The organism is Wolbachia endosymbiont strain TRS of Brugia malayi, assembly GCF_000008385.1.
Classification (GTDB): domain Bacteria; phylum Pseudomonadota; class Alphaproteobacteria; order Rickettsiales; family Anaplasmataceae; genus Wolbachia.
This window is the reverse complement of record NC_006833.1, coordinates 679,802-703,714: the sequence shown is the minus strand read 5'-3', so window position 1 is coordinate 703,714 and position 23,913 is coordinate 679,802. Positions and strand designations below refer to the sequence as shown.

At 33.6% G+C, this 23,913-nt stretch carries 28 protein-coding genes; 20 read left to right on the top strand and 8 right to left on the bottom strand.

What is annotated here, in order from left to right; translation table 11 throughout:
* Nucleotides 1–235: 235 nt before the first annotated feature.
* Both WBM_RS05795 and WBM_RS05110 read right to left on the bottom strand, forming a co-directional pair.
* Entirely contained in the window at nt 236–373 is a 138-nt protein-coding gene (locus tag WBM_RS05795; protein ID WP_158676300.1) for a hypothetical protein, read from the bottom strand.
* Nucleotides 374–518: 145 nt separating this feature from the next.
* Complete coding sequence (locus WBM_RS05110; protein WP_050707670.1) at nt 519–719, bottom strand: hypothetical protein; 201 nt, start codon at nt 717–719, stop codon at nt 519–521.
* A 964-nt stretch (nt 720–1,683) separates the two neighbouring features.
* Here WBM_RS05110 and WBM_RS06450 point away from each other — a divergent pair.
* The 10 genes from WBM_RS06450 (at nt 1,684) to WBM_RS06430 (ending at nt 9,424) form a co-directional block, all read left to right on the top strand.
* Entirely contained in the window at nt 1,684–2,088 is a 405-nt protein-coding gene (locus tag WBM_RS06450; protein WP_225416170.1) for an efflux RND transporter permease subunit, read from the top strand.
* 142 nt (nt 2,089–2,230) lie between these two features.
* Entirely contained in the window at nt 2,231–2,440 is a 210-nt protein-coding gene (locus WBM_RS06445; protein WP_225416099.1) for a hypothetical protein, read from the top strand.
* A gap of 338 nt (nt 2,441–2,778) precedes the next feature.
* Nucleotides 2,779–2,907, top strand: coding sequence for a hypothetical protein (locus WBM_RS06745; protein WP_255324080.1), 129 nt, complete (start codon nt 2,779–2,781; stop codon nt 2,905–2,907).
* A 5-nt stretch (nt 2,908–2,912) separates the two neighbouring features.
* Entirely contained in the window at nt 2,913–3,368 is a 456-nt protein-coding gene (locus tag WBM_RS06440; protein ID WP_225416098.1) for an efflux RND transporter permease subunit, read from the top strand.
* A gap of 47 nt (nt 3,369–3,415) precedes the next feature.
* On the top strand, nt 3,416–3,679 hold the full coding sequence (locus WBM_RS06435) for a hypothetical protein (RefSeq protein WP_225416097.1): 264 nt from the start codon (nt 3,416–3,418) through the stop codon (nt 3,677–3,679).
* Nucleotides 3,680–3,857: 178 nt separating this feature from the next.
* Complete coding sequence (gene nusA / locus WBM_RS03190) at nt 3,858–5,420, top strand: transcription termination factor NusA (protein WP_011256736.1); 1,563 nt, start codon at nt 3,858–3,860, stop codon at nt 5,418–5,420.
* 1 nt (nt 5,421) lies between these two features.
* Nucleotides 5,422–7,755, top strand: a complete 2,334-nt coding sequence (gene infB / locus WBM_RS03185; protein WP_011256735.1) for a translation initiation factor IF-2 — start codon at nt 5,422–5,424, stop codon at nt 7,753–7,755.
* 9 nt (nt 7,756–7,764) lie between these two features.
* The gene (locus WBM_RS03180; RefSeq protein ID WP_011256734.1) at nt 7,765–8,109 is read left to right on the top strand and encodes a ribosome-binding factor A; all 345 of its coding nucleotides are present in this window, start codon (nt 7,765–7,767) and stop codon (nt 8,107–8,109) included.
* 3 nt (nt 8,110–8,112) lie between these two features.
* Nucleotides 8,113–8,979 carry a 4-hydroxybenzoate octaprenyltransferase gene (ubiA, locus tag WBM_RS03175; RefSeq protein ID WP_011256733.1) on the top strand — a complete coding sequence of 289 codons (867 nt, stop codon included), beginning with the start codon at nt 8,113–8,115 and terminating at the stop codon, nt 8,977–8,979.
* A gap of 304 nt (nt 8,980–9,283) precedes the next feature.
* The gene (locus WBM_RS06430; RefSeq protein WP_225416096.1) at nt 9,284–9,424 is read left to right on the top strand and encodes a hypothetical protein; all 141 of its coding nucleotides are present in this window, start codon (nt 9,284–9,286) and stop codon (nt 9,422–9,424) included.
* 122 nt (nt 9,425–9,546) lie between these two features.
* On the opposite strand, the gene WBM_RS06425 is transcribed toward WBM_RS06430, so the two are convergent.
* Complete coding sequence (locus WBM_RS06425; RefSeq protein ID WP_041571478.1) at nt 9,547–9,762, bottom strand: hypothetical protein; 216 nt, start codon at nt 9,760–9,762, stop codon at nt 9,547–9,549.
* Nucleotides 9,763–10,187: 425 nt separating this feature from the next.
* Here WBM_RS06425 and WBM_RS06420 point away from each other — a divergent pair, with 425 nt between their 5' ends.
* The gene (locus WBM_RS06420) at nt 10,188–10,361 is read left to right on the top strand and encodes a hypothetical protein (protein ID WP_225416095.1); all 174 of its coding nucleotides are present in this window, start codon (nt 10,188–10,190) and stop codon (nt 10,359–10,361) included.
* Nucleotides 10,362–10,657: 296 nt separating this feature from the next.
* Here WBM_RS06420 and trpS read toward each other — a convergent pair whose 3' ends face one another.
* The 5 genes from trpS to WBM_RS03140 form a co-directional block, all read right to left on the bottom strand.
* Complete coding sequence (trpS, locus tag WBM_RS03160; RefSeq protein WP_011256732.1) at nt 10,658–11,656, bottom strand: tryptophan--tRNA ligase; 999 nt, start codon at nt 11,654–11,656, stop codon at nt 10,658–10,660.
* A 45-nt stretch (nt 11,657–11,701) separates the two neighbouring features.
* Nucleotides 11,702–12,250: a nucleotide exchange factor GrpE gene (locus tag WBM_RS03155; protein ID WP_011256731.1), complete on the bottom strand. Its 549-nt coding sequence runs from the start codon at nt 12,248–12,250 to the stop codon at nt 11,702–11,704.
* Nucleotides 12,251–12,311: 61 nt separating this feature from the next.
* Nucleotides 12,312–13,298 (bottom strand): polyprenyl synthetase family protein, encoded by a 987-nt coding sequence (locus tag WBM_RS03150; RefSeq protein ID WP_011256730.1) that lies wholly within the window; start codon nt 13,296–13,298, stop codon nt 12,312–12,314.
* Between the two features lie 9 nt (nt 13,299–13,307).
* A complete protein-coding gene (gene rpsP / locus WBM_RS03145; protein ID WP_011256729.1) occupies nt 13,308–13,628 on the bottom strand; it encodes a 30S ribosomal protein S16 in 321 nt (106 codons plus the stop codon).
* A 136-nt stretch (nt 13,629–13,764) separates the two neighbouring features.
* Nucleotides 13,765–15,573, bottom strand: coding sequence for a peptidylprolyl isomerase (locus WBM_RS03140; protein WP_011256728.1), 1,809 nt, complete (start codon nt 15,571–15,573; stop codon nt 13,765–13,767).
* A 335-nt stretch (nt 15,574–15,908) separates the two neighbouring features.
* On the opposite strand from WBM_RS03140, the gene WBM_RS03135 reads away from it, so the two are divergent.
* The 9 genes from WBM_RS03135 (at nt 15,909) to WBM_RS03095 (ending at nt 23,392) form a co-directional block, all read left to right on the top strand.
* Nucleotides 15,909–16,499: a cell cycle transcriptional regulator TrcR gene (locus WBM_RS03135; protein WP_011256727.1), complete on the top strand. Its 591-nt coding sequence runs from the start codon at nt 15,909–15,911 to the stop codon at nt 16,497–16,499.
* A 206-nt stretch (nt 16,500–16,705) separates the two neighbouring features.
* On the top strand, nt 16,706–18,121 hold the full coding sequence (gene rho / locus WBM_RS03130; protein WP_011256726.1) for a transcription termination factor Rho: 1,416 nt from the start codon (nt 16,706–16,708) through the stop codon (nt 18,119–18,121).
* A gap of 805 nt (nt 18,122–18,926) precedes the next feature.
* Nucleotides 18,927–20,423 carry an IMP dehydrogenase gene (gene guaB, locus WBM_RS03120; protein WP_011256725.1) on the top strand — a complete coding sequence of 499 codons (1,497 nt, stop codon included), beginning with the start codon at nt 18,927–18,929 and terminating at the stop codon, nt 20,421–20,423.
* A gap of 902 nt (nt 20,424–21,325) precedes the next feature.
* Complete coding sequence (locus tag WBM_RS06415; RefSeq protein WP_011256724.1) at nt 21,326–21,535, top strand: hypothetical protein; 210 nt, start codon at nt 21,326–21,328, stop codon at nt 21,533–21,535.
* 222 nt (nt 21,536–21,757) lie between these two features.
* Complete coding sequence (locus WBM_RS06410) at nt 21,758–22,006, top strand: tetratricopeptide repeat protein (RefSeq protein ID WP_233417506.1); 249 nt, start codon at nt 21,758–21,760, stop codon at nt 22,004–22,006.
* A gap of 80 nt (nt 22,007–22,086) precedes the next feature.
* Nucleotides 22,087–22,278, top strand: a complete 192-nt coding sequence (locus WBM_RS03110; protein WP_011256722.1) for a hypothetical protein — start codon at nt 22,087–22,089, stop codon at nt 22,276–22,278.
* Nucleotides 22,279–22,463: 185 nt separating this feature from the next.
* Entirely contained in the window at nt 22,464–22,688 is a 225-nt protein-coding gene (locus WBM_RS03105; RefSeq protein ID WP_011256721.1) for a hypothetical protein, read from the top strand.
* A 32-nt stretch (nt 22,689–22,720) separates the two neighbouring features.
* The gene (locus WBM_RS05790) at nt 22,721–22,978 is read left to right on the top strand and encodes a hypothetical protein (RefSeq protein ID WP_160119450.1); all 258 of its coding nucleotides are present in this window, start codon (nt 22,721–22,723) and stop codon (nt 22,976–22,978) included.
* 195 nt (nt 22,979–23,173) lie between these two features.
* Nucleotides 23,174–23,392 carry a hypothetical protein gene (locus tag WBM_RS03095; protein WP_011256720.1) on the top strand — a complete coding sequence of 73 codons (219 nt, stop codon included), beginning with the start codon at nt 23,174–23,176 and terminating at the stop codon, nt 23,390–23,392.
* Nucleotides 23,393–23,913: the final 521 nt, after the last annotated feature.

Sequence of the window (23,913 nt, the reverse complement as noted above, 5' to 3'; positions counted from 1 at the left end):
ATATTTATTAGACTTAGGGGTGATGATTTGTATCCTGCGTACCTTTCAAATTCAAGCTCCATATAAGTAAATTTGCTTTGCAGCAGTAAAAGTGGATTACCGCATGCATCTATATGTTCAGGAAGAGATTGCATCAAATCCATGTAGTTTGCTTTAAATTGAGTTTGACCTGTGTCATCTTGGCTAGTACTTTGTTTCTCGCTATCTTGAATATAAAGGACGATTCTATCAAGTACTACCATATAGTTTTTGTATAATTAATAGAGCAACTATCAGTTTTAGCTTCAGTATTTTCAGGCAGTGCATTACCTTCGTAGTCCATATGTTTAGGTAATCCATTTTTCATTTCTTCCTCTGACCTTTTTCTTATCATTTTCTCTTTTAAATTAGCTTCAGTTTCTTCTGGGCTCTTTACAGGTACTACAATGTTATTTTTCTCACCTTCACTGTTATATCCTTCATCTTTTGAAACCTCATCTTCTAGAACTTTGTTTTTTTGGAGTACAAGTTTTAGTAGGCTAGAATTTTTTAGCTATTATTTTATGAGTTGGTGAAAGCAGTAAGTGAGTGACTATGGCAGCGAAAATAACAATGGCTGTTTTTCCAGCAATATGGATTGCTGTTAAAAATATTAAAGCTGACAGAGCTCCAGCTAAAGCAGACGTAACTGCTTTACTTTTGCCTTTTGTTATGCTTGAATTGCCACCATAATAATCCATCAAATACTACTCTACTATTACTATGCAAAGCTTCTTTTGTAATTGCAATTTTTTTTGATGATTTCAATATCTAGTGTAAATATTTTAAAGATTATGTAAGAGTTAATTAATATATAATGTACCTCGGCTATAATGTTGTACAAGAGTATGTATGTTCAATAAAATATCAATATGAAAAGCTTACTTGTAGAGAGGAATAGGACGGTAATATTGTTGCTTATAGTAATTTTTATTTTTGGTTCATACGCCTATATAAAAGTGCCAAGAGAAAGCAACCATGACATATAAATTCCTATAATCAGTGTGTTCGTCAGGCTCCCTGGAATTTTCGTTGAAGACAGTGAGAAGTTATTAGCTATTCCAATAGAAAATGAACTGAGGTCTATAGAAGGAATTAAGGAACTTAAAAGTCCTAGCAACTAATGATGGTGCACATATAATACTTAAATTTGGCGCAGAGTATAGTAATAAGGAAGTGCTAGATAAGTTCATTCAAAATTTTCAAACATAAAATCGAAGCTACTTGTTGAAGCAGAGCCTCCGATAATCAGCGAAATAAATTTAAGCTTATTTCCTATACTAAATGTTGGATTAATTGGTAATTCACCAGAGAGGACTTTAACTGGGGTAGCGCATAATTTGAAAAAAGAAATAGAATCTCTGCCAAATGTTCTCAAAGTTGAAATGGCAGGTAGCGTAAGGAAACATAGAAGTAATAGTTGAACCTATAGCCCTAACAAAATACAACATTCAATCAGATAAAATATTTTATGTTATATCAAGCATAATAAACTGGTCGGAGCTGGATCACTTGACAATGATACAAGCAAATACTCGATTAAAATATCAGAGTTATAAAAGACATAGAAGATATTATGAACATTCTTATCAGGTCTTAAGGTAATGCAGTTTTGAAAATAAAGGATATAGCAAAAGTGTACCCTAGATTTGAAGACCACAAAGGATTTGCTCGTATCAATGGGCTGTCATAGTATTAGAGATTTCAAAACGTAATGGAAAAAACATAATAGATACAGTAAATCAAGTAAAATACTTAGTGGATAAGGTACGAGACCAGCTGCCTAAAAATCTAAAAGTGGTGTATTTAAATGACCAGTTGAAAGATGTCCGTAATGTATTGGATAACCTAGAAAACTGCATGATATTTACTGTATTGCTGATATTGATCATAATGATATTCTCTATGGGAACAAGGATTGCTATCCTTGTAGCACTTTCGATACCTGGCTCTTTTCTTATTGGAATAATAGCCCTTTACTTTATGAGCATAACTTTAAATATTATCGTACTTTTTAGTTTAATTATGGCGATTGGTATGCTAGTTGATGATGCAATTGTAGTCAACTAATATGCTGGTAGAAAGATGATCTGTGGAATGGACAAAGTAGAAGCCTTTCACACTGCAGTCCATAATATATTCTGCCCAGTTCTATCATCAACGTTGATAAAATTAGCAGTGTTTTTTGTGGCCTAATGCGGTCGGTAAATTTATGCAGCGTATACCAATTACAATAATTCTAACTCTGACTGGTTCGCTCATTATGGCTTTGGTTTTCATACTAACACTTGGTGCAATATTTGACAAGCCTTCAGTGGCTTCAAAAGAGGAAGTTGAAAAAATGAATGCAATAGAAAGTGGTGAGATAAAGAATACTGGACCTGTAATAAGAGCTTACATACTCATATTAGAGAAAGTTTAGACCATCCTAAAAAATTTGTGTGTGCTGTGTATTAATTTTATTTTCGTTTAGTGTGTTGTATTTTACCTTTGGCCCTTGGGGTAAAGTTTTTTTTCGAAGGTGGACTCAGACAATATCTTATATTAGTGTTAAAGCAAAAGAAAGCTTATAAACCAAAGAACGAGGTCTGATACTTAGAAAAGTAGAGGATCGTGTTTTAAATATGAAGAAGGAAGTTAAAGTTTTCTATGCTAAGTTAGGGTTATTTGATGATAGTGTTGTCGCCAGAATTCAATTGGAACTTGTGAATTGCGTTTTAGGTGCAAAGTTAGGTTATATTAGATGATATAAGAAGCAGTGTGCAGGGTATGAAAGGAGTAATAATTGATCTCCAAGGAGAGAAGTTAGGGCCGTCGGCTGATAAGCCAATACAAATTAATCTCAGCGGAAACGTATCTGGCTTGGATTTAGTAGCAGAGAAATTCTAAAAATTATGGACCAGCCTTTATCAGAGTTTGTAAAGATTCAAGACAGCAGATCAATACCTGCAATAGAATGGAACATGAGTATTGACAAAAATAAGGCTACAAGTTCTGGGGTAAGTGTTGCAGCTATTGGCGACTTTATAAAAATGATTACAAATGGAGTATTCATTGGAAAATATAGATCAAATAACCTGAATAGAGAAATCGACATTGTACTTTACTTTCCTAAAAAGGACCGCAACATGAAGGCTGTGGAAAATCTTTTTATTAATATGGCTAACAGCCTGTACCCTATAGGCAACGTAGTAAAATATGCTCCAGAAAAAAAGATAAATAAACTGAGTAGAATTAATGGATTACGCACAGTGACAATCTCTGCTGATGTTGACCCTGGTTATTTAGTTGATGAAAGGGTTAAGTTCATTCAAAATTCAATTGCTCGAGATTGGAACAAGGAAGTTTAAGTTGACTTTAAAGGTGATAAAGAAGATCAACAAAATCAGAAGCCTTTTTGTTAAAGGCTTTTATATTGGCAATTACATCAATGATCTTGGTATTAGTACACAATGCTTTCCATCGCCAAATCAAGATATATGAAAATGATATTAAGCGATGTGTAATAAATGCTTCGATTTCTCGTATTAGACCAATATTGCTTACCGTTGAAACCACAGTCCTTGGGCTGATACCTGTGATTACTAAGTTAAATATCGATTTTTTTGCTTTACAAATCATATATGACGCACCATCAAGCCAGTGGTGGTTGATATTTTAACGGCTATAGCAAATGGAATATTAACTGCAACGGTTTTAACTTTATTTTTTCCCCTGCATTGCTTGTAATGCAAAGACATGAAAAAACTTGACTTAAATTAGTAATTATTTAATATTGAGAATAGAGTTCTTTGCCCGTTGAAACTATAATTATAACTAATTGTATAGGATTTATTTGTATGATTGCTGATCGCAAAAGAAGTGTTAAACAGAAAAGTGACAAAAATAACTTAGTAGGAAATCTTGATATAATAAAGACAGCGGGGGAGATTTCACTTCAGAAAGGTCTAGATTTTGAAGTTATAATGAAAGCATTAGAAAGTGCTATAGAAGCAGTAGCTTATCAAAAGTATGGTAGCAAAAGTAAGGTTGTGGTTAATATAGATAGAAGCACAGGTGAGGTTATTTCGTACAGAGAATTAAAGGTCGTTGATGATGAACCAAATGGAGAAGAGCATAACGGATATGGGTCAATTACGCTTACACAAGCCAAATTAATAAAGGAGGATGCAAAAGTTGGAGACACTATTAATGAATTGCTCTCTCTTAATACTGATCTTGCCTCAGCAAGAATTGCCCAGCAAAGGATTGCTCAAGTAATTAAATATGAAGAGTTAAAGAAGCAATATGAAGAATTTAAGGACAAAGTAGGGGAAATAAGGTATGGTATTGTTAAACAAGTAGAATATTCAGATCTGATTATAGACATAAATGGTACTAGGGCATATCTTCCATTGCGAAATTTAATCGGTGGTGAATTATTTCGCGAAGGTGATAAGATTAAAGCTTATATACAAACTGTTAAGCGCTCTGACGATGGACGTCAAATTATTCTTTCTCGGGCAAGTGAAGGCTTTTTGGAGGCATTACTAAGTCAGGAGATACCGGAGATTGCTGATGGGTTAGTGACAGTTAAGGGTATAGCTAGAGATGCTGGTTCAAGGTCCAAAGTTGCCGTTTTCTCTCCCGATAAGAATATTGATCCAGTAGGTGCATGTGTTGGAGTTAAGGGAGAGAGAATAAAAGCCATCATACATGAATTAAATGGTGAAAAAATTGATGTCGTGCATTACTTTTCAGACTTAGGCCAATTTGTTATTAAAGCAATCACTCCTGCGGAAGTATCGAAGGTTATTATTGATGAAAGTGAAAATTGCGTAGAACTAATAGTCGCTGAAGATCAATTGAGTTTGGCAATAGGAAAAAAGGGTCAAAATGTGAGACTAGCTTCGGAGCTTATTGGGTGGAAGATTGAGATACTAAGCACTCAACAAGAATCGGAAAGGCGCAATAGAGAGCTTAGTCAGTGTTCAGCTCTATTCGCTGAAGCTTTAAACTTAGAGGAGATTATGGGTCAACTGTTAGTCACAGAAGGCTTTTCAAGTGTAGAAGATATATCGAATGCTTCCATTAAAGAGCTTGCTTCAATAGAAGGCTTTAACGAGGATATTGCAAGTGAACTGCGTAACAGGGCAAATAGATATCTAAAAGCAGAAAATGATAGAAAAATAGAAGAGTTAAAAAGTTTAGGTATGGAAAGTGATGTGATCAATTTACCTTTATCAATAGATGATAAAATTGCTCTTAGTGAACATGGTATTAAAACTTTAGAAAACATAGCAGATTTGTCAAGCTATGAATTTTGTAGTATACTTTCTTCTTCAGCGAGTGATAAAGAAAACTTAAAAAACACAGTGAACTCAATAATCATGGAAGCGCGCAAGAAGCTTGGTGTAATATAATATGAATAGTAAAGATATCAGTAGCAAAAAATTAACACTCCAAGGCTTTAGTAAGCTTAAATTAGACTTCAATTTGAGCTCTTCAGCAAGTCCAAGTATGGGAGCTACAATAGTAAAAAAAAGAAGAAGAAAAACTCATGACACAGAAGAACAAGATGAAAATAAATTATTAGGTTCTTTAACAAAAAAAGAGCAAATTTCTCGTATTAATGCTGTACAGAACGCTGCTTTGCTGAAAGAAAGGAATCTAAAAGAAAAAGAAGCCATAGTAAAAAAAGATAGTATAGTAAAAGAAGATAGTAATGAAAAGACTAACGACAGAGATAGCGCCACGAACACTTCATTTAAAGAAACTGGAAAGGAAGTTTTGAACGATGTTAGCTTAGTTGAGCTAATAGAGAATAACACTGACAACGAAGATAATAATAAAAAGTCTTTAAAGACTAACAAAGATATATATTCCAAGCATTCTAAGCGGATAATTGCACAATCAATAGATGACAAAATTGAGCAACCTTCTGTGTTTAAGCAAAGATTTGGTATAAGAAATAGAAAATCAGAATTCACTAAGGGTAAAAATATCTCAAGGGAAGTTATTATACCAGATGAGATAACAATTAAGGAATTATCTATTCGCATGGCAGAAGATAGCAAAAGTGTGCTAAAGATGTTGAAAGAAGAAATGGGTGAGAATTATGGAGTGGATGGTTTAGTAGATCCAGAAGTAGCATGCGAAATAGTGGAGAAATTCAATCATACGGCTAAACGAGTGAGCGGTGCTAACAAGGAAAAGAATTTGTTTTTTATAGAAGAGAGAGAAAGTTTACCTAAAAAACCTAAACCACCAATTGTCACCTTTATGGGACACGTTGATCATGGTAAAACTTCCTTGCTTGATGCATTTCGTGAATCTAATGTTGCAGAAAGAGAGTTAGGCGGAATAACTCAACACATAGGTGCTTATCAGATAATTACAAAAGATAAAAAAATTACTTTCATTGACACGCCGGGACATGAAGCGTTCACTGCGATGCGTGCGTGTGGCGCTAACATCACTAATATAGTTGTAATAGTAGTTGCGGCTGATGATGGAGTCATGAAACAAACAATTGAAGCAATGAATCATGCAAAAGCGGCAAATGTTTCTATTATAGTTGCTATTAATAAAATTGATAGGTCACAGTCTGGTGATGTAGAGAGGATAATTAGTAGTTTACCTCAATATGATCTCATTCCTGAAGAGCTCGGTGGCGATGTTATAGTTGTGCCAGTATCAGCAAAAAAGAAAATTAATTTGGATAAACTAGAAGAGGCGATTTTATTGATCGCTGAATTAATGAAGCTAGAAGCAATAGAAGATTGTAGGGCACTTGGGTGGGTAATAGAATCTAAAATAGATAAAGCCAAGGGAATATCGGCTACATTGATAGTTGAGGAAGGAACGCTAAAAGTTGGTGATATGTTGGTAGTTGGTACAGCATATGGTAAAGTGCGCAGTATGGTTAATCACCTTGGGCAAAGAGAAAAGGTGGCACTACCATCCTCTCCAATTGAGATTACTGGTCTAAATGGTATACCAAATGCTGGAGATAAATTTGTTGTAGTAAGTTCTGAAAAGCAGGCACGTGAAATTGCTGAGTATAGGTTAGAGTTAATTAAGGAAAAGAAAGAAGATTTAAGCAACAATAATTTAGACATGTTCAGTCGCAATGATAGTGAAGTAGAAGAATTATCTGTAGTTTTAAAGTGCGATGTAACTGGTTCTATTGAAGCAATATCGAATTCAATTGATAAGCTCGGTAAAGACCAAGTAAAATTGAATATCTTACACAAAGCAGTAGGGGGAATAACAGATTCAGATGTGCTGCTTGCAGAAGCATCAAGTGCAGTAATTTTAGCGTTCAATGTCAAAGTAGATTCAAAAATAAGGGATTTAGCAAAAAGGAAGGGTGTAGAAATACATACTTATAGTATAATATACGAACTTATCGACGACATGAGAATGTATTTGACTAAAATGTTAAAGCCTGTGACACGAGAAGTGCGTATTGGCTCTGCATCTGTGAGGCAGATATTTAATGTATCTAGAGTAGGCAATATTATTGGATGTTATGTAAGTGATGGAGTTGTAAAAAAAGATTCTTTAATTAAGGTAATGCGCAATAATAAGTTGATATATGAAGGAAAGTTGAAAGCTTTACGTAGATTTAAGGATAACGTTAAGGAAGTAGGTACAAACTTTGAATGTGGAGTATCTCTGGATGGTAACGTTGATATAAAAGTTGGAGATATTCTTGAAGCTCATCAATTAGTACAAGAAGAAAGGGTGTTATAGTAGTTTAATATGAGAAAGGAAATCAGAAACCTAAAAATAGCATCTGTATTGCGTAGAGCAATATCCAAAGTCTTAATGGAGGGTAAGGTGTTCAATAAAAATGTAGTAATATCTGATGTAAAATTAAGTGGAGATTTGAAAAAAGCAGATGTATATATTGTGTTATCCTCATTAAGCAAAAAAAAATATAATATTAATACTGTTGTTGATGAAATTAACCAATCTGCGTGGTTAATACGCAAATCCATATTGAGTTATGTTGATTTGCGATTTATACCAAAGTTAGTTTTTAAGGCTGATTTAGCGTTCGATAATTTTGTTAACATAAGCAAAATACTAAGTAATTATACTTAATAAATGCATTTCAATTGTTACTTTTCATTGATGAGGTTGCACAGCTTAACAGGTTTGTGGCTTGTGTTATTTCCTGGTTTAAGTGGTATTGTGCTAGCCTCAACTTCTCTATCTTGGCAGACTTTTCTTCTCCTTATTTTGTTTACCATAGGTGCATTTTTAATGAGACCTGCAGGTTGCATAATCAATGATATTTTCGATAGAAAAATAGATGCGCATGTTGAACGAACAAAATATAGACCACTTGCAAGTGGCAAATTAAACGTAAAGCAAGCTTTGATTTTACTTTTTCTGTTACTATCTATTGCCCTAGTCGTTCTACTGTTTACTAACAAAACTACACTTATACTTGGAGTAATTTCAATGTGTATGGTAACTATTTACCCCTTATTGAAGCGTTATGTTTGGTGGCCACAATTGTTTCTAGGGTTTACTTTCAATATGGGATCACTTATAGGCTGGGCAGCAGTGAAGAACCAGATCAGTATAGAACCCATGCTCTTTTATATAGGATGCATCTTTTGGACGCTGAGTTATGACCCCATATACGCCCATCAGGATAAAAAGGATGATGAAAAACTCGGAATAAAATCAACTGCATTATATTTTGGTGATAAAACAAAATCTTGGCTAAAAAGGTTTTACTTAATATCTCTCATGGTGTGGCTATACGCCGGTATTTTATCATCATTGAACAACATTTTTTACATTGCTCTGCTTGCTGTAGGATTTATATTTTATCGCCAGTACAAACATTTTAATCCTGACAACTCTAGTCAATGCATGTCCATATTTAAAAATAATTCCTATATAGGACTACTACTTTTTTTCGGCATCTTTTTAGATAGGATTGTGAACTTTGCCAATTAGATTGTAAAGTCTGCATGCTAATGAAATCAAACTGTTTAAGCGTACTCAATAGAGCTTAATCTGGATCCCATGGATTATACAAATGATATTTACTAGATCTTAATTTTTTAAGTCTATATTTTAATAAATAGTAAGTTGTAATTAGTGTGAGTGACCCATTCAAAAGTGACAACTATGAAAAAAAACTTGATTCTCTGGTCAAAGTTGTAAGGTTAGGAAATACAAAGGAAGTCGACAAACAATATACTGAAACAGTAAGAAATTTATCTTAAGCACTAGAAGATTTTACAAACAAGGCAAAGACGTGGCTAAGTTTATTATGTATACTGACTTGGATAATTATGTAGAACCGGTTGATGAAAAGCCATCAGGTCTTTTTGAAACATTAAAGAACATATGGAACACAATCTTAGGAAAAGATGTTCCGATTAAGATGACAACATAAGAAATTTTGCTAAAGATAAATTGCCAAATTTTACTTTAGAAAAAGCAGTAAGATACACGAATATCTTGAGAAAAATTAATTTCCTTAAAGAAAAACTCAATGTTTTGAAAGAAATTTTGGATTCAGAACAGGGTAAAAAGTTCAGGAAAAATATAAATTATAAGAAGTAAATGTGGAAAGCAAAATAGCTTTAAAATAAAAGGGAGAACAGCCAAAAGAAGAATTAGGTAGTAATCGCCAAAGGGAAAAATAAAACGACCGACAACTGCACCTCCACTACCCATAACTGCTCCGAATTTAAAGAAAACTTTCTCATTAGAAGAAGCTAATCTTTCCATAAATGAGCTTAAGCCTGAGTCTGGGAAAAAGGTTTCTGCTACTGAGAAGAAGGTACGTTTTTAATCAGAAGTAGAGATTATACCCTCAGATAGCAATAAGCTTTCTTATAGTTACAAGGACTCAGGCTATGGAAGTTTGTTAGATGAAGAGCCTGATAAAAGAATGTCAAATTATCAAGAGAAAGAGGCAATTTATGCAACGGTTTCTAAAAAACATATAGAAGCAATAAAGAGAACGTAAACAGCAATCTAAATTTTCAATACCACCAAAACCATCAATAGCACTGCCAGTATTAAAGAAAACGTTCGCTACTAATCAAAAGATTGGGCAAAAACCGAGAAAAGATAAACCTAAAATACTGCCAAAGTCTAAAAATCTAGGCCGTGCTGATCAAAAAGAAGAAGTAAATACGAAGCCAGGAATAATGAATGTGATTCTTGAAAAATCAGCTGAAAGTAAACCTGAAATGTCAAAAAAAACTAAAAATCAAGATCGTAGGCAATCTATGCAGGAAGCTTCTAGTAAAGCGATACCAAAAGTAGAAGCGGTTACTATGAAGGGGTCAATCACAAGACGGACAGCAAAGTCAAAGCGTTAAAAGAAAAATTTAAGCGAAATCAAGTAAAGGAAAATGCAGGTGTATGACCTGTTGAAAGCAAAGTCACCCCAGCAGCACAAGTAGATACTGGTGTAAAGCAAGATCCTACACTCTCACTAAAAACTGCTTCTCAATCTCGTTTATTTCCAACAGAGAACGAAAGATCTGCAATTGAATCCTCTATAACAGCAAAGTCTGGTCCTAAATCTCCATTAGCAAAAAACCTCTTCTCACACATGTAAGTATAAAGGAAATAGTTGCACGATTTAAAAGTCATGGAAAGAAATAGCTATAACTTATTGAACAAACCCTATAATATTTTTGATTTCCTTTATGTTATGGCCAACAATTTCCGCTGCTTTTTCTGTGCCTTTTTTTAACACTCTATATAAGTGAGATTGATCTTTTAAAAGATCATTTATTTCTTCACGTATGGGTGATATAACACTTATGATTAAATCAGCTAACTCTCCTTTAAAGTGCTGCATATCATACTTATTCATTTCTTCACACACTTTATCTACATCTAAATTACTAAGCACTGAGTAAATGTTTATCAAATTGCTTATTTCCGGACGACACTTTAAAGTAGCAAAATCAAAGCCTAGTATTGAATCTGTTTTTGCTTTTCCTACTTTTTTAACAATCAAGTCATCTGTGTCGTCAAGGTTAATGCACGAATATTCTGAAGGGGGAGATTTACTCATTTTGCTTGTACCATCTCTTAAGCTCATTATCCTCGATGCATGATCTAAAACTAGGATTTCAGGTATAACGAAATGACCAAGCTTATAGTGATTATTGAAAGCTAATGCAATGTCGCGTGCGAGCTCCAAGTGCTGTTTTTGATCATCACCAACAGGGACGTATTTAGTTCGATATAGCAATATATCTGCAGCCATAAGCACTGGGTAACTATATAACCCAAGAGAGGCTTTTTGTTTATCACTTCCAGCCTTATCTTTAAATTGAGTCATACGATTAAGCCAACCAACTGGTGTGTAGCACCCGAGCAGCCAACTGAGTTCTGTATGACTACTAATTGTAGACTGATTAAAAATAATGGATTTTTCTGGATCTATTCCACACGCGATATAAGCTGCTGCTGTTTTAAAAATATTACTTTTTAATTCACTTGCAGAAAGCTTATTGGCTGTGATCGCATACAAATCAACTATACAAAAAATAGATTTGTATTTATCTTGTAAAGTCACCCACTGCTTAATTGCACCAAGATAATTACCTAAATGTAGTACACCACTTGGTTGAGTGCCTGAAAAGACTACGCCTGTCATTACATATTTATCTTATTGTATATGTATTACTAACTGCTTCCACAATTAGCAGTTTTTTTTGGAAATGATAACCATTGCAGGACGAAGCAACCTATTTTTGATAGTGTAACCGGTTTGCAAGACCTCTACAATAGTGCCAGTTTTTTTTTCATTATCCTCTCTTTCTACAACAGCTTGATGTAAATTACTATCAAAAAGCTCTCCGATTGGGTCTATCTCTTCTATTCCATGCTTTTTGAGATCATTCATAATTTTTTTATAAGCTACTTTAATTCCCTCATGAACAGGATCATCGTCCTTCAAAATTTCCATTACTCTTTTTAAATTATCGCACGAATCGATCATATCACGGGCAAATTTTGTAACTGCGTAGTCGTTTGCATCGCTAATTTGTTTTTGCATTATACGTTTAACGTTTTCGTTATCTGCAACAGCACGGCGTAAATGATCTTCAAGCTGAACTGCACGTTCTTTTAATGTTTTGAGCTCATCTAAATCATCAGCTTGTTTACTATTATTTTGTTGGTCTTCGCTTTTTTGTTTATTCACCATGCCAGTGAATTTCTTCTTTCTTTCTTTACTACTATCTGACATATCATTATCCTTAAAAATCTAATAAATATATAACAATTAATCTGAAAATATCAAGAACTAGCTAAGCTTGTCGTTCTATGCTTGCATTTAAAAAGTCAATTAAAGCAATTTTATAAGAAGAATCAGAAAAAGTGTTAATATTATTTTGTGCCATATTAACATAGTGCCTAGCTTTTTCTATAGAAAGCTGAATAGCATTGTGATGATTGATATAATGTAATGCTTGGTCAAAGTTGCGCTCAGCCAAAGAAAAACATTTTTCCCAGAATTTTTGTTCTGCTGGACTGCCTTTTTCGTACGCTATAATAGCAGGTAAAGTAACTTTGCCTTCAAAGAAGTCCTTTCCTACTTGCTTTCCAGAAGTACGTTGGTCAGCAGTATAGTCAAGCGTATCATCAATTATTTGAAATGCCATACCAAAGTTAAGACCAAAATTTTTCAACCTCTCTGTTTCATTACTTGTAGCGTTGGATATTACAGATGCAGCTTCACAGCATGCAGAAAATAAAGATGCTGTTTTCTTTCCAATGATGTCGAAATAGTTTTTCCTAATAGTGTGAGAGTTAAAGCGTGCTGCCATTTGTTTTATTTCGCCATTTACAAGTGAATGCGATGCTCCAGATAAAATGGAGAGAATGTTTAAATTTCCACATTCTATAAGCCATCTGAATGCTAGAGTCAATAACAGATCACCAACTAAAATGCTTGACTTATTTCCCCAAATTTTATTTGCTGTTTTAACTCCATGACGTGCTTCACTTTCATCAAGCACATCATCATGAAGTAAAGTGGCGTTATGTATAAATTCTACTGATGCGGCAACTTTAACCCTATCCTCTCCGGAATAGTTCAGCATTTTACATATGATAAAGACAAGTTTGGGCCTAACTTTTTTTCCGCCTGATCTGACAAGATGAGATATAATATCAGCAGCAAGCTTAACATCTCCGTTGTTAACATCCCTGAAGATAAAATTCTTCATAGCTGATAAGTCAGAGGATACGATATCGTCTAATATATCATTATTTGTTAAACCGGTGTTCAGCATTAATGAGACTTATACCTCTTGTTCTTTTACTTTTTTTATCTCTGCTTTCTTTGTTTCTACTTTCTTTTTTTCTGCTTCTAAAGTTATTATGCCTTTTTTAATGAACCATAGTACCCTTTCACTTGCTTGCGCACCTACATTTAGCCAATATTTTAATCTATCGGCTTTTACCACGACACAATTTTTGTTGTCTTTTGATAGCATTGGATCATACTGCCCTATTCTCTCAATAAAACGTCCATCTCTTGGTGCACGTGAATCAGCTACAACTATTCTGTAAAAAGGGCGTTTCTTTGCACCAAATCTTGCCAACCTTATTTTAACTGCCATGTTAACCTTTATTTATTATACTAGTTACAATTTTATATAATTAAGCAGTTTTAGTCAAACTAATTGCCACATTGCCATTCAAGGACAATATAACTGCTCTTATTATCTATGTCAGATAGTAATAATTGGACTTTTTTTATGTATCATCAAGTATAGCGTGGTTAACCTTAACTTTATACTTTGATTCTAAGTAGCTAATTAACTGCTCTTTTAGCGATATCATTACACGTTTTCCAGTATCGAACGTATTTAATTTGCCGCTTGATGAGTACATTTCTTTTAAAACGCCTACTATAACTTCATTATTGTGTTGAACAGGGTCTGTTACTGAACCGATCGTTTTCATATTAAAAATCTCCTCTATAAAAGAAAAGGGGTAACTTTGCTGACCTACTTCATTGCGATGTATCTGCTGATCCTTAATCAATTCTATACCTTGAGTTTTTTTTAAATCTGCCTTTTCTTTTAGTCGAGCTGCAACTTCTTGTCCAATTTTAAACATTTTCTCTTTTATAAACCCATTACGCCAAAGATCTATTGCTAATGCCTTACCTTCTTCGAAGCTTTGCAATTTAGGTGGAACAATGTTGACGATCTTTACACTAACAACGGCATCTCCAACGCCTTTAAAATAACCTTTCTGGTCTTTTTCTCGTGAAAAGATAAAAGAAACCAGATCACTAGAGCTTTCCACGCTATTGCCACTTTGATCCTTTCCACTAGCATCTATTGGACCGATAGTTTGCATAGGCAAATTATATTCACTGGATATTCCTTCAATCGTTGCACCGTTATATATCTTATAGTTTACTTGGTTTATAAAATCGTTGACCTTTTCAAAGGACTTCTGATTAGTTAAAACTAACTTTATATTCTTCTTTAGATCAACTAAGTTCTCATTAGAGATTTGATGTGCACTATCCACTTTTATTATATGCCAACCAAAACTGCTTGCTAAGACTTCACTTACTTCACCAACTTTGAGAGCAAACACCTTTTCTCTCATGTCTTCTGGTAAAGAATCCTTAGTTATATTATTTATCCTAGTTTCCTCAAGTTTTGTTTTTCCAAACTTCTCTACTATCTGTTCAAAGCTTACTTTGTCTTCCTCAAATTCTTTCCGTGCTGTTTCAGCCTCTTCTTTAGTATAGAATATTAAGTTAAATATATCTCTTTGATCTTTAAGCTCCTGTTGTTTTATTATATCGTCAACCTCTCTATCTGAAATTTGAATTTGGTTTGCAAAGTATTTTTGACCTAAAGAAATATATTGTGCAGTTCGATATTCAGGGTAATAAAAATGGGATTTATTTTTTTCATACAAGTCAAGTAAAACTCGATCATCTGGTTCAGTAACGTTTGTAACTGCATTTTGAGTTATTTTAACAATATTAACTACTCTAGTTTGATGGCGGTTCTTATATATCTGTTCGTCGATTTTTTCGCCAAAAGTTACTGGATAATTATCATGAAATAATGAAGTTATGAACATAATTGCAGGTAGGATTTTCTCTAGCTTTGCTACATATTCTCCTTCCGTCATGTGCAGACTATTTAGCGCCTCATGAAATTTTTCTTTATCAAACTTTCCTTTATCGTTTTGAAAGTACTTGGTATTTCTAATGTGGTCTTTTATGGATTCTTCCCCAACTACTAACCCCAAATCACTGATTAAGTTAAACAGTAGTTTTTGCTCTATGAGTGCATTAAGTAGATCGTATTTCAATCTTTTCACTTGCTCTTCACTAATATCAGATCCAGAAATCTGCTTTCCATAACTTTGATATAGCAATTTGTACTCACCTAATGTTATAACTTCCTTTCCAACTCTAGCTACTTCTTCCTTTTTATTCTCATCCGAGAGAAAGTTACCAACTCCCGTAAAGATTAACAAACAAGTTAAAATGACAGCGGTTACTTTAGTAAAAAAATTTTTGACATTCATAAATGAAAGTTGATTAGCGGTTAATTATAGAATAGTGATAATTTAGTTTTTGTAAATCTATTAATTATTTAACTACTGTATATAGTATTACAACACACTAGGTTTTAAAATTAACCAATCCTTAAGTAAAAATATACGTTTGATTAAGTTATCGTGCCCAAGGAGAGAAAATATTTTTTTGAGTCGCTTAAGATAGATCTGGCTGCTTGATTATCCTAAGAAGTTAAAACCAAAAAAAGTCATCTAGTGATAAAATTAATGCTTTTTTAATTTTAATAGCTTATATTTTAGCTCTATGTAACGACAATTGATTTTATTTTGGAGATGTTTCTTTGATGTCAACAGAACTTTCTAAGGGCAATAATGATAGAAATAAACAGTTTTTCATGCAAATTGCTGCTTGGCTAGTAGATAATACTGCTTTAACTTTTAATCAAATAGCGCAGTGTTGTAGGTTAGCTCTCGAAGAAGTGCAAGGTATAGCTGATGAAGAAATAGACGTAGAAAAGTTTAATCCTGTTATTTCTGGAATAATAACTGAAAAAGAAATTGATAACTGTAGAAGAAACCCAAATCATATTCCAAGTTTGATTGCAAAAAATATAAAAAAAAGAAGTAAGGTAGTTGGTAATATTTTGGGTTTTGCCTCTGCAGCAAGGCGTAGAGATAAACCTGATGCAATTTATTATTTAATAAAAAAATTCCCTATCTTGGACAATGGTGTTATAGCTAAACTAATCAGTACAACAAGCTATACGGTGGAGCAGGTAAGAGATGGATCTCATTACAATATGCAAAATATAAAACCTCAAGATCCCATATTACTCGGCTTATGTAGCCAAGAAAACCTAGAAGCAGAAGTGGAAAAGGCAAGAGTGAAAGAAGAGAAACGAGAAAGGTTAAAAAATATAAAGAAAAATTATTAAAGTTTTTCAAATCATTTACTTATTTTCATGCTGTGTTAATATTAAATTAACTTGACTTGCCAGTATTTATTGGTATAGTATTTAGGTAAAGTATGTAGCTTAATGATAATTAAGTTTGATACTTCCTGAAGATTAGCTCAGCCTAATTTATTATCTTGTAATCACGTTTTAGGTTAGTAAGCATCAGTTAGAATTTTTGGAGGACTATGGTAACGATCAATAAAGATGTTTTAGCAAAGGAAAAGGTTGTAGTTGCACCTGAGCCAATAGAAAAAAGTGAGCAAATTTTCGATAACGGTATGATAAAACAAACAACGAACGAAGGTATAAAGGAAATCAGAAAAACATTAAACCTAAGCGAGCTAAGAGAAAAAACAGCAGAAGAATTATTAAATCTAGCTGAAGAAAGAAAAATTTCAACTAATGGTAAAGGCAATGGCAGAATGTTGAAGCAGGAAATGATATTCAACTTGATGAAGAAAATGAGCGAAGAAGGAGGTATTACTATAGGAAGTGGAGTAGTGGAAATATTACCTGATGGTTTTGGGTTTTTACGCTCAGCAAATGCAAATTATGCTCCAAGCACTGATGATGTTTATATTTCCAATGGACAAATAAAAAAGTTTAATTTGCGCACAGGAGATATAGTATGCGGAGAAATAAGACCACCTAGTGATAAGGAAAGATATTTTACTTTAACTAAGGTTCAAGGTATAAACTTTACTGAAGTAAGTGAATTAAGAAAGTACGTCCATTTTGATAATTTGCTTCCTCTTTATCCTGAGGAAAGTTTAATCCTTGAAAACAACAGCAGCGGAGATAATAAAAAAGATATAAATATGCGTGCTGTGGATATAGTCGCACCTCTTGGAAAAGGACAAAGAGCATTGATAGTTGCTCCACCACGTACAGGAAAAACTATACTACTTCAGCAAATGGCTCATTCTATAGCTACAAATCATCCTGAAATAGAATTGATAGTATTACTTATAGATGAAAGACCTGAAGAAGTGACAGATATGATGCGCTCTGTGAAAGGCGAAGTAGTAAGCTCTACATTTGATGAACCTGCTTACCGTCATGTACAGCTTGCTGAAATAGTAATAGAAAAAGCTAAAAGGATGGTTGAACATAAAAAAGATGTGGTAATCTTGCTCGACTCTATAACTCGTCTTGCACGTGCTTATAATGCAATTATTCCTTCATCTGGAAAAGTTCTAACTGGTGGTGTAGATTCTAATGCACTACAAAGACCAAAACGTTTTTTTGGAGCAGCTCGTAATATTGAAAATGGTGGTTCTTTAACAATAATTGCTACTGCTCTTATAGAGACCGGCTCAAAAATGGATGAGGTTATTTTTGAGGAGTTTAAAGGTACAGGTAATGCTGAGATTATACTTGATAGAAAACTTGCCGATAAGCGAATATTCCCAGCTATTGACATTACAAAATCTGGAACTAGAAAAGAAGAGCTGTTAATTGACAAAGCTATATTAAATAAAATATGGGTGTTGCGTAGGATACTGAGCCCTATGGGACCTGTTGAAGCAATGGAGTTTCTACGTGACAAACTACTTTTGACAAAGAGCAACTCTGACTTTTTTAACTCTATGAATAATTAAAAATAAGCCAGTCCTAATGGTATTAGCTCTAAGTTGTTTCCTGTTAAGTAAGAGGCAATGCCTGCAGGACTTTGTTGCATTGCAACGTGTAAAAAGTTCACTATAGTTGGGATTATAAACAACTTATTGGAAATCTTGTTTTTTGTAATCAATCTGATCAAATTTAAGAATAGTAATTCATTATTTATATTAATAAATTTAATCCTATTCAAAATAGCTAAAGTATTGAAATACTTGAATTTTAACCGGATTAGTGAATGATAGTGAAATTTCTTTTACTCAGATTTAGGTATTCATTGACAGTTTTTATTATAAAAGAAAATGATAAGTTACTAATATTCTCCAGCTACAAATATTTAAAAAACTTACTAAGTAAAAAAAAGGCAAAAAAACCAGGAGTGGCTAGTTACTACTCTTTATTTTAAAAATTTGACGTTGGGTGATGTCTTAAATGCTTTGTAAGCACGTTTCAGCTTGTATAGGTAAGAACTAGAAATTTTATTAAAGATATTACGGTACACGTAGTGCAAAAGATTAAACAGTAATGTATCAGGTACAAGATCTTCTTGTCATTTTAATCTGTACAGATTGGGAAGTTATATAAAATAGATCCACTACTGGGATAAGAAAGCTGGCAAAGTATGTCAAGTAATTTTTTGCATTTCTGTGAGCTATTTGAACGACCGGTAACTATGCAACAAAGCCTGCTCTTGCCATCATACAGCTTGGAACCATGTACCTAGCTAATTTTTGTAATGCCCTATTGCAATTTACTTAATTGGCGTATAAGCTTTAAATAAAGCCTATGAAAAAAATGGAAGCTTGTTACTCGTTTGACGATATACTCCTTTTGCCAGCTTATTCTAATATATTGCCTTGTAATGCAGACACAAAAACTTATTTGACAAATAGTATAGAACTCAACATCCCTCTCATATCTTCTGCAATGGATACTGTCACTGAATCAGATTTTGCGATAACTATTGCCCAACATGGTGGGATAGGTTGCATACATAAAAACCTATCAGTAGATGAGCAAGTTTCAGAAGTAAGAAGAGTGAAAAAATATGAAAATTGGATTGTGTACAATCCAATCACGATTTCCCCAGATAAAACAGTTGCAGAAGCAATTTCATTAATGAAAAAGCATGATTATTCTGGTATTCCTGTGGTTGATCAACGCAAGTTAGTCGGAGTTTTAACTAACAGAGATATAAGGTTTATTGAAGATCAGAACATGAGTATAAAAGTCTCCGAGGTAATGACAAAAGAGAAGTTAGTTACAATACGGGAGCAGGAGGTAGATAGCGCTTCAGCAATGAAACTATTGCATGAAAATAGAATAGAGAAGCTTTTGGTCATAGATGAAAACTTCTGTTGTATAGGTTTGATCACAGTTAAAGACATTGAAAAATACAATAGATACCCTAATTCATGTAAAGATAGTAAGGGGCGGCTTAGAGTTGCCGCTGCGGTTGGTACTGGTAAAAAGGATGGTATAGAAAGATGTGAAGCTCTGATCGGAGAAGAGATTGACGTGATTATTGTGGATACTGCTCACGGTCATTCCGAAAATGTTATTGATACTATTAAAGAAATAAAAACGATGTACCCAAATACGCAGCTAGTTGGTGGAAACATTGCAACAAAGGAAGCTGCTGAAGCATTGATTGATGCAGGTGTTGATGCAGTGAAGGTTGGAATAGGACCTGGATCAATTTGCACAACCAGAGTAGTTACAGGTGTGGGTGTGCCACAATTTTCTGCAATTCAAAGTGTTGCAGAAACGTGTAAAGCAAGAAAAGTAAGATTGATTGCTGATGGTGGTATAAAATACTCAGGAGACATTGCAAAAGCTATTGCAGCTGGTGCTGATTCTGTGATGATCGGTTCAATTTTTGCTGGTACTGATGAAAGTCCAGGTGAGATTATCATGTATAAGGGTAGAGCATATAAAGGTTATCGAGGAATGGGGTCTATTAGTGCGATGAAACAAGGTTCTGCTAGCCGTTATTTTCAAGATAAAGACTCAAAACTCAAGTTAGTTCCACAAGGAGTGGAAGGAAGAGTGCCATTTAAAGGTCCAGCTTCGGGAGTAATCCATCAATTAATTGGTGGGTTGCAAGCTGCAATGGGGTATACTGGTAATAGGAATATAGAAGAGATGAAGAAAAACTGCAGGTTTGTAATTATAACTGCATCAGGGTTAAGAGAGAGTCATGCTCATGATATAATCATTACGCAGGAAGCTCCAAATTATGCTTACCAAGTGTTTAATTTGTTAACTGATTCAGACGCCTAATTGTTAGTCGTCAACTGGTACGGTAAGAGTAAACAGGGTAAAGCATGGGTTTTTGTACTAGTGCAAAAACCCCCACTGTGGTTGAAAATGCATTATTTCTTAGTTTATTAAGTTGTAAATGCGTGTTTTTTGATCTATGTAGTTTATATTATATCTGTGCTTGCTGTACAGCCTGCTACATCTATCACATCATTATCAATTACTCCTTCACTATCTTCTACTCCTCTATAAGTTAATTGTGACCATTGAAGACATCTGGTGCAGAAGCTATCTCTTCTGCTTCATTAGAAGAGCATTTTGCACAAGCTAAAATAGCTTTTGCAAAGTCAAGTGATTCCACTGCAGCTGAATCTATAAATTCGGGCAGTTCTTTTAAACATTTGTCCTTTATGTAAATTTTGTTATAAAGTAAACTCCTTAGATTTTAATAATAGACATTCGTGCTAACGTGCTAATGCTAACTTTATATTAATAAAGACCTAAAATTATTTTTAGGGTGGTTTTGTTGCCCAACTAATTTGGGGTAGATGAAAAAAAACTACCAGAGTATATGGTCATTAACATATCATATCATAAAATGAATATATTAACTATATATATGCTATAAAATAGCAGTCAGCATAGCGGAATTCATGTTTGACCCCATTATTAGTAATATCTTTATTATTATATGAGATAGGCAGACTAGTATTTATAAATTTATACTGTGTTACGTATAGCTCAGGAAAGTAAGATTTACTGGTTACGTGCTGGAATGAACCAATTGTAACCTCAACGCTGCAATACTTGGATCTGTGCTTGCTTGTATATTAATTTGTACCATGATTTTATTAGAATTTTCTGCTGTCTATGCTAACGAAAATTTGTAGATACAAAAAGCCTTTAATAGCTTTGCTAAGTATATGAAAGCGGACAAGAAATGTAAAGACTTTGACGTTATTGAAAAAAAGAGTGACAAATTCAATATTAAAATTTTACAGAGCTCCGGTAAGAGCTTTAGTATGCACTCTATCTTAGAGAGGGTAAAGGACTCCTTTGAGTCAGAAGGTAGTGGGACAGCTGTTTCTCTTCTAGTCAAGTCGTTGGATTTGCTTATCATAAAAATGCTTTAATTGTGGGCTAGGAAATATTTATTATACTAACAAAGAATATAAAGAGCTATAGAGGTCTACATAAAACTTTTAAAAGAATATCCTGGTAACTCTTATATATTAGAAAACTTTCTAACAATAATTTCACAGTATAATCCTGATCTGGTGTTAAGTGGAATGTTGAAATTGTATGATATGCAAAAAAATTATGCTCCTTTATTAGCAAACTTAGGTTTGATCTATATGAAAAAGGAAAACTATAAAGGAGCCAAGGAATACATGGTAACTGTAATTTCCCTTGATCAAAATAATATTTTTTATATCTATAATCTAGCTGTTATTCTAGATAAATTATCAGATTTCAAAAATGCTGCAATATTCTACCTAAAGTTATTGAACATGGCTGCAAATTTGAAGGATGTGAGTAAGAAAATACCCATATGCAAGGTGGAAGCAAGACTAAAATTTATAAAACTTCACAGTACAGACTAGACGATCTTATAAAAGCTAAGGAAAAGTTAACCACTATAAGATAATATATTTCTAAGAATATGGGCAGTGAGGTATAACCAATGGGTATCAAAAGCAACCTATTAATTCAAGCTACCAAATACAACAATAAAGGAATTATAAAACTTACTCAATGCCTCTTCAATGCGTTAGATAAACTCTTCTCATCTGCTAAAAGATCTGCTAAAAAAAAGGAATCCACCAACAATAGAAAGGATAATCAGCACTTAAACGATGCACTTGCGTTGCTATAGAAAATCTCAATTACAACATAGTAGAATTACTTATCAATGCAGGGGCTGATGTTAACTCATTAGACAAAGATGATAAAATGCTATAACACACGCTGTGAGAAAGACTAGCTGCCCTAAAATTTATAGTTGGACCTATCAAAGAACTTGCAAAGGAAATAATCTCTCATCCTATAGTACAGTTTTTGTTGGTAAGAGGCTCTGAATATTACAATACAGGCAGTACGAATATTGAAGGAAAGTATGCCTCAATGATAAGGGGGAGTGTAAGGCATTCTTTGCAATTGAATCACACTTACGAAGAAATGTCTTCCCAGAAGGCTGGAACACAATTTGCATATAATAAACACATTTATGAGAAAATAGATGGTTTTGAGATAATGATTCACTCAACAGTTGCTACTCTAGCATAAAGGAGCTTAGAGCACAGAGAAGGACGGTCGATTTGTCACGCGTATATATCCCGGTGAATCTTACTGCAAAACAAGAAGCAAAGGAACAAGATGGTGAACATTTTTATGAAGAATTCTCTCATTATAGAAGAGATAATAGTTCACTTGACAGTGATTATTCTAGCACAGGAGAATACAAAATACAGGATGGTTCAATTGATTTGTCACAACAATATGCTGAAGCAAGTTTTGCTGGAGAACAAGAAACAAGAGAACGAGATAGTAAACACATTTACACTAAAATTTCTTAATGTTAGGAAACGTAAAAGCCAGCTCTACACCAGCACAGAAGAGTGTAAAGCACAGAAAAAGGCAAACGATTCATTGCAACAAGAATCCACATATGCTAAAGCGTATCTTACTACAAAAGGATCAGAAAGACAGGCAAAATTTATAAAAGCTAATTCTGGAACTTACCATGGGCTAGTGCAAGATAGAAAAAGTCAATGAGAGAAAAAATAAACAAATATAAATCCTTGGAAGCTAACACAGTGATAAATAAAAAAGAAGAGTTAAAGACTAATACTAGAAAAATTGTTGGTACCAATGTAGAAAGAATAAGGTACAAATATGAAACAGGCTGTAATTTTAGACATTCTGATATAGAAATGAAATGGTTAAGAAAGAACCCTAAAATTCCCAACTTTAAAATAAGTTCATGTTGAATATAGAATAGTAGGAGGTTGTAGATATACAATTACTGATATATCACTTTAACTGTATGATTCATGGAGGTTATAGTAATAGAAGTATGCGCTAAAAATAAAGTTTTGGATTTATGTAAGTTTATAGACCTTATTGCAACAATAGGAAACAAAGCTAACAAATGAAGAACTGTAAATAAAGTGTCACCTTTAAAATATTCCTACTTTTGAATTAATCACAAGAAGCATGGCTCCTTCAAAACCCTGTCTAGTTAAAGATTTTTTGTAGAAAATTCTTTCTTTTGCTTCAACCTATTCTTCATTATTAGAATAAAAAGAATTAACTCATTTAAGATATGACCTGCAGCTACTGATAATATAGAGGCGGCACTGAGTGACATGAGGCCCATTAAGACCAGAAGCAGTTCTAGCCATCTTAGGAAAGATTGACATTACGCTCGCTGCACCAAGTGGAAAAAAAAGATCTATTGCCTGATATTAGAATAGTTATAGAAATAATAATTTCTAGTGGATTACTAGTT

Bases quoted from the DNA above. Each gene is read 5' to 3' on its own strand.
- WBM_RS03095 (WP_011256720.1), top strand. From the start codon at position 23,174: ATGAGAGAAAAAATAAACAAATATAAATCCTTGGAAGCTAACACAGTG.
- WBM_RS03180 (WP_011256734.1), top strand. From the start codon at position 7,765: ATGAGAAAGGAAATCAGAAACCTAAAAATAGCATCTGTATTGCGTAGA.
- ubiA (WP_011256733.1), top strand. From the start codon at position 8,113: ATGCATTTCAATTGTTACTTTTCATTGATGAGGTTGCACAGCTTAACA.
- WBM_RS06440 (WP_225416098.1), top strand. From the start codon at position 2,913: ATGGACCAGCCTTTATCAGAGTTTGTAAAGATTCAAGACAGCAGATCA.
- WBM_RS05110 (WP_050707670.1), bottom strand. From the start codon at position 719: ATGGATTATTATGGTGGCAATTCAAGCATAACAAAAGGCAAAAGTAAA.
- trpS (WP_011256732.1), bottom strand. From the start codon at position 11,656: ATGACAGGCGTAGTCTTTTCAGGCACTCAACCAAGTGGTGTACTACAT.
- WBM_RS06425 (WP_041571478.1), bottom strand. From the start codon at position 9,762: ATGGAAAGATTAGCTTCTTCTAATGAGAAAGTTTTCTTTAAATTCGGA.
- WBM_RS03140 (WP_011256728.1), bottom strand. From the start codon at position 15,573: ATGAATGTCAAAAATTTTTTTACTAAAGTAACCGCTGTCATTTTAACT.
- WBM_RS06445 (WP_225416099.1), top strand. From the start codon at position 2,231: ATGCAGCGTATACCAATTACAATAATTCTAACTCTGACTGGTTCGCTC.
- infB (WP_011256735.1), top strand. From the start codon at position 5,422: ATGAATAGTAAAGATATCAGTAGCAAAAAATTAACACTCCAAGGCTTT.
- rpsP (WP_011256729.1), bottom strand. From the start codon at position 13,628: ATGGCAGTTAAAATAAGGTTGGCAAGATTTGGTGCAAAGAAACGCCCT.
- WBM_RS03135 (WP_011256727.1), top strand. From the start codon at position 15,909: ATGTCAACAGAACTTTCTAAGGGCAATAATGATAGAAATAAACAGTTT.
- WBM_RS06410 (WP_233417506.1), top strand. From the start codon at position 21,758: ATGAAAAAGGAAAACTATAAAGGAGCCAAGGAATACATGGTAACTGTA.
- WBM_RS03155 (WP_011256731.1), bottom strand. From the start codon at position 12,250: ATGTCAGATAGTAGTAAAGAAAGAAAGAAGAAATTCACTGGCATGGTG.
- WBM_RS06420 (WP_225416095.1), top strand. From the start codon at position 10,188: ATGAATGTGATTCTTGAAAAATCAGCTGAAAGTAAACCTGAAATGTCA.
- WBM_RS05795 (WP_158676300.1), bottom strand. From the start codon at position 373: ATGATAAGAAAAAGGTCAGAGGAAGAAATGAAAAATGGATTACCTAAA.
- guaB (WP_011256725.1), top strand. From the start codon at position 18,927: ATGAAAAAAATGGAAGCTTGTTACTCGTTTGACGATATACTCCTTTTG.
- WBM_RS06415 (WP_011256724.1), top strand. From the start codon at position 21,326: ATGAAAGCGGACAAGAAATGTAAAGACTTTGACGTTATTGAAAAAAAG.
- nusA (WP_011256736.1), top strand. From the start codon at position 3,858: ATGATTGCTGATCGCAAAAGAAGTGTTAAACAGAAAAGTGACAAAAAT.
- WBM_RS03150 (WP_011256730.1), bottom strand. From the start codon at position 13,298: ATGCTGAACACCGGTTTAACAAATAATGATATATTAGACGATATCGTA.
- WBM_RS03110 (WP_011256722.1), top strand. From the start codon at position 22,087: ATGGGTATCAAAAGCAACCTATTAATTCAAGCTACCAAATACAACAAT.
- rho (WP_011256726.1), top strand. From the start codon at position 16,706: ATGGTAACGATCAATAAAGATGTTTTAGCAAAGGAAAAGGTTGTAGTT.